General features: G+C 49.2%; 7 protein-coding genes and 1 pseudogene. 1 reads left to right on the top strand and 7 read right to left on the bottom strand.

Annotated features, from left to right (window positions below; all coding sequences use genetic code 11):
* A pseudogene (locus tag JW499_RS18385) lies at positions 1-302 on the top strand (isocitrate lyase); the annotation flags it as partial.
* A 396-nt stretch (positions 303-698) separates the two neighbouring features.
* Here the strand turns inward: JW499_RS18385 and JW499_RS18380 are convergent.
* From JW499_RS18380 to JW499_RS18350, 7 genes are all read right to left on the bottom strand, one after another.
* Complete coding sequence (locus JW499_RS18380) at positions 699-1,106, bottom strand: bacteriohemerythrin (protein WP_205211955.1); 408 nt, start codon at positions 1,104-1,106, stop codon at positions 699-701.
* A 12-nt stretch (positions 1,107-1,118) separates the two neighbouring features.
* A complete protein-coding gene (locus tag JW499_RS18375) occupies positions 1,119-2,405 on the bottom strand; it encodes a TRAP transporter large permease (RefSeq protein WP_205211954.1) in 1,287 nt (428 codons plus the stop codon).
* Complete coding sequence (locus tag JW499_RS18370) at positions 2,402-2,917, bottom strand: TRAP transporter small permease (RefSeq protein WP_205211953.1); 516 nt, start codon at positions 2,915-2,917, stop codon at positions 2,402-2,404. The genes JW499_RS18375 and JW499_RS18370 overlap by 4 nt, the downstream gene beginning before the upstream one ends.
* Positions 2,918-3,014: 97 nt before the next feature.
* Complete coding sequence (locus JW499_RS18365) at positions 3,015-4,037, bottom strand: TRAP transporter substrate-binding protein (protein ID WP_205211952.1); 1,023 nt, start codon at positions 4,035-4,037, stop codon at positions 3,015-3,017.
* Between the two features lie 85 nt (positions 4,038-4,122).
* On the bottom strand, positions 4,123-5,115 hold the full coding sequence (locus tag JW499_RS18360; protein WP_205211951.1) for an aldo/keto reductase: 993 nt from the start codon (positions 5,113-5,115) through the stop codon (positions 4,123-4,125).
* 36 nt (positions 5,116-5,151) lie between these two features.
* Positions 5,152-6,108: a Gfo/Idh/MocA family oxidoreductase gene (locus JW499_RS18355; protein ID WP_205211950.1), complete on the bottom strand. Its 957-nt coding sequence runs from the start codon at positions 6,106-6,108 to the stop codon at positions 5,152-5,154.
* A 166-nt stretch (positions 6,109-6,274) separates the two neighbouring features.
* The gene (locus JW499_RS18350; protein WP_332874029.1) at positions 6,275-7,495 is read right to left on the bottom strand and encodes a LysR family transcriptional regulator; all 1,221 of its coding nucleotides are present in this window, start codon (positions 7,493-7,495) and stop codon (positions 6,275-6,277) included.
* Between the last annotated feature and the right edge of the window lie 46 nt (positions 7,496-7,541).

Below are 7,541 nucleotides of genomic sequence, written 5' to 3'. Positions count from 1 at the left end.
TCCAGAGCTTCCAGGCGGATGCCGCTCGCGAAGCGGGTATCTTCCACCACCTGATCACCCTGCCGACTTACCACACCGCTGCGCTGTCGACTGACAACCTGGCGAAAGAGTACTTCGGTGAGCAGGGTATGCTGGGTTACGTGGCTGGCGTACAGCGCAAAGAGATTCGTCAGGGTATCGCCTGCGTTAAGCACCAGAACATGGCCGGTTCCGATATGGGCGATGATCACAAAGAATACTTCGCCGGTGAAGCGGCACTGAAAGCGGCGGGTGAAGACAACACCATGAACCAGTTCGGTTAATATCTGACCTGACCAGGTGATAAAAAGGGACGCTTCGGCGTCCTTTTTTTCGTCTGTTAATAGCGATTCTGGCGGCATCATTAAGTGATTATCAGAACAGTATTAATCCGCTACGCAGTTGAGTAAGCATCAGAGGATGCCTGTCTGGAATTAACCACACAGAATGAACTGCCTGGAATAAAGAGAGGGCTACAGTCCCCGTTGATCTGGATTAAACCGTCCTTAAACATTCTAAGCCAACTGCTTGTTGCAGCAACCTGAATGATGCTTTTGATGCGACAGCTATTCGCTTTTCAAATAAAAAAGCTCAGACATATTGCTGCCTGAGCTTGCTTCCTGGCACTGAAGCAGTACCGATTATTAACTCAGATTACCCGATGCTGAACAGAAACAGTTTCAACTGTTACTCTGTTGCCCGAGAATATAATCGCGGTATTTCATATCCTCCTCGAGAATATGCTGCCGCAGCCAGCGCTGAAGATAACCATTAACAGAATCACCGATAATGAATGGACTCTGGGGAAAGCGGGCATAGGTTGAGCGTATGGTTTCCAGCCACTCAACAAAGCTTTCATGCTGTTTCAGATGCTCCTCTAAACCGGGAAAGCCTGCGTTTTTCATATACACCTCCTCCCGGCTAAAATGACCACGGGTATAGGCCTTCAGACGATCCAGGATAGAGTTGATATAATCATGACTCATATCCGCTGAATCAAGCTCATCTATCAGCGCAAACAACCCTTTATGATCATCATCAATATTGTGATCCCCAACACTGAGATCACTGGTCCAGTTAACATTCATAGCTGATAACTCCTAAAGCAGGCCGAGAGCCAGCATGGGGAAAGCGATAATCAAACCCAGGCGCACGATATCTGACAACACAAACGGAAATACTCCCTTAAAAATATCCTTTATCGGGATATCGGGCGCAACCGATTTTATGACAAACACATTCATACCCACCGGAGGGGTAATTAACCCCAGTTCAACGGTAATTACCGCAATGATTCCAAACCAGATCGGATCAAAACCGGCTGCTTCAATCAGCGGGTAAACAACGGGAACGGTCAGCAGCAGCATGGCGATACTGTCCATCACACACCCCAGCAGAATGAATAGCAGCAGCACACAGAACAGCACCATATAAGGCGTCAGGTGCATACTATCGACAAACTCAACCAGCGAAAAAGAGATACGGGAAACCGAAAGGAAGTAGCCGAATATCTCCGCACCAATGATCATAAAGAAGATCATCGCAGACATAAACAGCGTTTCTTCAACCGATTCCTTAAACTGCTTAAAGCTCATTCCCCGCAACAATGCAATCACGAAGGTCCCGGCAGCGCCTACGGATGCAGCCTCTGTCGGTGTAAAGAAACCGGTATAGATACCACCAATTATCAGAGCAAACACGCCGGTAAATGGCACCAGACCTTTCAGGCCGATAATCTTTTCAACAAACGTAGTTTTAGCGCCTGGCTGCGCCAGATTAGGAAACAGCATCACCACAATGGCAATGGTTACACAGTAAAGACACAGCCCCAGCAGACCGGGAATCACGCCGGCAATAAACATATCACCAACCGACTGTTCCGTGATCAAAGCATAGAGCAGCAACGCAATTGATGGCGGAATCATAATACCCAGCGTACCACCAGCTGCCAGGGTGCCGGATGCCAGCGATTTGGCATAACCGTTCTTTTCCATTTCAGGCAATGCTACCCGCGACATACTCGCTGCAGTCGCCATGGATGAACCCGAAATGGCTGAGAAAATCCCGCATGAAGTCACTGCAGCCAGAGCCATCCCCCCTCTCCAGCTACCAAACAGAGTGCGGGCTCCTTCAAACAACTCCTGAGACATTTTTGCCTTGGAGGCAAACACCCCCATCAGAATAAACATAGGGATCGGGCTGAAACTATAGTTAGACAGGGTTTCGAACGGACCACTATCAAGAATAGAGAGCGCAGGCTCGAATGCAACGATCCAGCCAAAACCGACAAAGCCAGTCAGCGCCATCGCCAGGGCAATTGGCATACGCAGTGCAATCATTCCCAGCATGCTGAAAATACAGATTAAACCGATGATTGATCCGCTCATGACTGATGCACCTCTTTACGAAAGAAAAACAAACGAATGCTTATCAGGAGTGCCGCGAGTGCAAGAAACGCAGTCGCAAAAGACGTTATAGCGTAAAGATAACTCAACGGAATCAGCAGGTCCTGAGTGGTCTCTCCAGACATTTCCGCCTGTCCTATCGCATGATAAAAACGATAACTCATCCCCCCGCCCAGCATGACAAAGCCAAGCATATACAAGCCTTCAAGCCATGCCTTCATTCGGGACGATAAATTTTCGGTAAACAGATCAACAATTACCTGGGAACGACCCACTGAATATGGCAATGCAAACACCACCATCAGCAACAAGCCATACTTAATCAGCTCTACCCCACCGATAAAGGTCAGGTCTACTGAGCCTCCGGTTGCTTTAAACAACGCACGGGCCAGAACATCCGCGAGGGTGATGAACATCATTGAAACAAGAATAGCACCGCTGATCACATGCATGGCATGAGTAATACGATCAAACAGCCGGCTGAAAGCCATCATAAGGCACTCCATTTAACTGAATAGTAAGGCTGGGCTAACAGTTAAAGGCAGCTCCTGTCTGACTCATCCAGATGATAAGTCAGACAGGAATCGCACATTAATTACAGGTAGCAGCGAGTTCGTTCGCGCGGGCATAGACTTTGCGTGCTGGCAGCCCTTTGGCTTCCAGCTCAGACAGGTACTCTTCGATCGCGCCATCGATAACCGGTTTCCAGTCCGGGTTTGAGATGCCGCCTTCGACGGTATAAATCTTATCGCCATTCTCTACCGCCTGAGCACGCCCTTTCACATCCAGGTCATCAAACACCCTGGCTGCACGCTGCGCCCACTCAGCACCGGAATTATCATCCAGCACTTTCTGCAGATCAGCAGGCATGCTGTTATATACATCTTTGTTCATGGTCATCAGGAATGACAGCGTATACAGACCACCCACTTCGGTATGATTAGGCGTCAGCTCATTAATACGGAACACCAACTGACCTTCCCATGGCAATGAAACACCATCAATAACACCACGCTGAACGGACTGATAAGCCTGTGGTGCAGGCATACCAACAGGCTGCGCGCCTAGGCCTTCCAGAAGTTTTGCCACCACAGCTGTCGGGCGACGGATACGCAACCCTTCAAAGTCAGATGGTTTCTGAATCAGTTTTTCGGTGGTATGAATATGACCCGGGCCATGAGTAAAGAAGAACAGTGGGTGCGTTTCTTTATACTCACTGGCAATCAAACCTTCATCATAAAGCCCCTGAATAATACAGGAGCCATTTGCCGCATCTTTAGCAATCCCAGGCAGCTCAACCACCTGAGTCAGCGGAAAACGGTTAGCGGTATAACCCTGAATGGTCATGGTTACATCGGCGATACGGTTCTTAACCGCATCATACTGTGCCGGTGGCTTTGCCAGGGTTGATGAAGGGTAAACTTCAACCTCAATACGGCCATTTGAATCGGCTTTGACTTTATCCGCCCAGGCCTGAGCAATCAGCTTATGCTGACCTGCTACAGGAGGGAAGAAGTGCGCAAGACGCAGTGTGTATTCAGCAGCTTGAACAGGCGCCTGAATGATCAGGGCAGCCGTTAACGCCATTGCTGTTTTCAGCAGGGGCTTTTTCATTTTAGACTCCTCAGTAAAATTTTTATAAACGCTTTATATTTTTATTATGACGGCCACGCGGGCACAGAACCGTTTTGAAAAATGATTAAACGAACTCCTCGGTATCAATCTCTGTCTGGGTTGCCGGGTTATAACGACTCCCCGTGACGGTGTTCTGATTGATAATCTGGTCGAGTTGCAGGAAAGCTTCAGCGCTCAGCTGCAGATCCACGGCACTGATATTTTCTTTCAGATGATCAGGGTTGGTGGTTCCCGGGATCGGGATAATATTTTCATCACGCCCCAGCAACCAGGCGAGAGAGAGCTGCGCCAGGGTCATCCCTTCGGCTTTAGCAACGGTCTCTACGCGGTCCAGAAGTTGTAGGTTTTCAGCATAATTTTCCGGATAAAAGCGCGGCATTCCGCGACGGATGTCCCGCTCTTCAAGGGTATTCACATCCCGCAGCTTTCCAGTCAGAAACGCTCTGGCTAACGGACTGAACGCAACAAAGGTTGCACCCAGTTCGCGGCAGGTATCCAGCACAGCAATCTCTGCATTACGGGTCCACAGGGAATACTCAGTCTGCACCGCCGCAATGGGATGTGTTTTGTGAGCTTTACGCAGGGTATCGGCAGAAACTTCTGACAACCCGACATCACGAATTTTACCTTCTGAAACAAGATCTGACAGTGCACCAACACTGTCTTCAATGGGTACATTCTTATCCCAACGGTGCAGGTAATAGAGATCAATCACATCGGTTTGCAGCCGGCGCAGACTGTCTTCACAGGTCTTTTTGATCATCTTAGGACGACCATTAATTTCACGCACGCCCGCATCGTTTTTAAACATGCCGCATTTACTGGCCAGCACAAAATCGTTACGACGCCCTTTTAGCGCCTTGCCCAGTAAAATCTCATTATTACCGAAGCCATATAACGCTGCGGTATCGAGCATGCTGTACCCCATGTCGAGAGCCCGGAGCAAAACCTGCTCTGCGTCCTTCCTGGAGGGCGGCGTACCATAAGCATGTGACAGGTTCATACAGCCCAGCCCTATCGGCGAGCATTCGAAAGAACCGAGTTTACGGGTATTCATGAAGACAATCTCTCCTGCTTTAATCGTGCTTAGGGTTTACTCTGCCGCTGCCAGACATTTCTCCAACTGATCAAGAGTTTCCATCGCAGGATAGCACTGGCTCAGGCTGGAGTTAGGCTCACGACCCTCGCGAATAGCCGCAAAGAACTCACGATCCTGCAGTTCAATACCGTTGAAAGAGACCGCCACACCAGACAGATCAACCGGATTACCTTTACCATCTTCCAGATCATCATAGCGGGCGATATAAGTACCGTTGTCACAGATGTAACGGAAGAAGGTTCCGAATGGACCATCGTTGTTAAATGACAGAGACAGGGTGCACAGAGCGCCACTGGGTACTTTCATGCCGATGCTCATATCCAGAGCAATCCCCAGATCCGGGTGAATCGGTCCCTGCATAGCCTGAACCTGACTGGCGGTTTCACCAGTCTGATACTGGAACAGATCGACCGTATGGCAGGCATGGTGCCACAGCAGGTGGTCAGTCCATGAACGGGGCTCGCCTTTTGCGTTGGTATTCGTACGACGGAAGAAATAGGTCTGTACATCCATCTGCAGGACGTTAAGTTCGCCTGCCTGAATCTTATTGTGAATCCACTGATGGCTAGGGTTAAAGCGACGGGTATGACCCGCCATTGCTACCAGACCGGTCTCTTTCTGCAACGCAACAATCTCTTTGGCATCTTCAATATTATCTGCCATTGGAATCTCAGTCTGAACATGCTTACCCGCTTTCAGACACTGTTTAACCTGAGCGGCATGCACCTGAGTGGGAGTCGCCAGAATAACGCAGTCAACATCATCCCGGGCAAGACTTTCAGCCAGATCAGTCGTGTAATGAGGGATGTTATGTTCAGCAGCAAACGCTTTAATTTTCTCTAAATCAGAGCTGCCAACAACAGAAACAACCTCGGCATCTTCAATAGCACGGATCGCTTCCAGATGTTTCATACCAAAAGCGCCTGCAGCGCCGGCAATACATACTCTCATTGAACTTTCTCCAATTTTTGTCTTCTTTGCTTCTCAATGCAGAAACAGCACAAATATGATCAACAGAACTTCCTGAATCTATACGTAACAAGCTAACACTGGTTATCAGAGCAGGATAATTAAATAACCGGTAATATTATTCATTTTTTGCATAGAATCAGTTTTATCACTGATCATCAAGATCCACTCCATGGTCTGTATCGTTGAGCAGATTTATGAATACAGACTGCGTAGTTGTTGGCTTCCAGTTATTCCTGACACTGATACCTATAGGTCTGTATGCGTGCTCAACCTCATAAGGAACTGTCTTAAAAACGCCTGTAGAAAGCTCATGCTGAATCTGATGCTCGGAGATCATTGTCAGGCGATCACTGCCCATCAGCAGCGAGCGAACCAGAATCTGAGAACCGGTTTCCACCAGCCGGGAGGGAACGTCTAACCCCGCTTCGGTAAACGTCGACTCAAAGATAGCCCGTGTTGGCGTGCCTTTCCCCGGCACCACCCATGGATATTTTTGCAGCGTTTCCAATGACACATTGCGATCACTACAGAGAGGATGACCCGGCCTTGCGACTATCTCAACAGGGGAAGAAAACAGCTCCTCCTGAATCACATCATCAGCGGGTACAGGAAAGCGCAACGCACCAAGCAGCAGATCAATATCGCCATGCCGCAGATGGTATAAAAGATCATCATAGGGACCATCGTTAACCCGGATTCTGAAATCGGGAAAGCGCCGGGAAAACTCGATAATCGCCTTTGGCAACAATGAAGTCCGCGCCAGGGGCATACTACCGATCACTAACTGCCCCACTTCGCGGTTATGCAGCGCATCGACCTCATCCCGGCCCTGACTAATTTCCGAAAAGGCCAGTTTACAGGCGCGGGCTAATGCCCTGGCCGCTTTGCTTGAACTGATACCGGTGCTGGTCTTCTCAAATAAAACCACGCCCAGAAGCGCTTCCAGCTCTCGCGCAGCACGGTGTAGCGAAGATTGAGAGATACCCAGATTCCGGCCTGCAATACTAAAGTTGTGAGCCTCGGTTACCGCAATAAGCGCCCGCAACTGAGTCGTTGTCAACATCTGTAAAAGGTGCGCTGGCTGGGACTTACTGCCCCCCAGCCTGACGGCCCCACGCAACCCCTCAAGCACCATATCCAGCGCTCGCTGAACACGAAGCGCAAACACCTCACCGGACTCACTGACATACATACCATCACTGCGGCGACTGAACAGCGAAGCACCCAGTGCAGTTTCAAGCTTTGCAATCGCCTGAGTTATTGCAGGCTGCGACAGGAAGACACGCTCTGATGCTTTACTGATACTTTTGCACTCGACAACCTCCAGAAAAACCCTGAGATGCCTTATATTTGGTATTTCAAACACGTATACCGCCCTCTGAAAAGTGTTCACTAAAACATAGTCTATCTCA

It is taken from the genome of Amphritea pacifica (assembly GCF_016924145.1).
In the GTDB taxonomy this organism is placed as follows: domain Bacteria; phylum Pseudomonadota; class Gammaproteobacteria; order Pseudomonadales; family Balneatricaceae; genus Amphritea; species Amphritea pacifica.
Note: the sequence above shows the minus strand (reverse complement) of the source record. Positions and strands in the feature narration are given on the sequence as shown.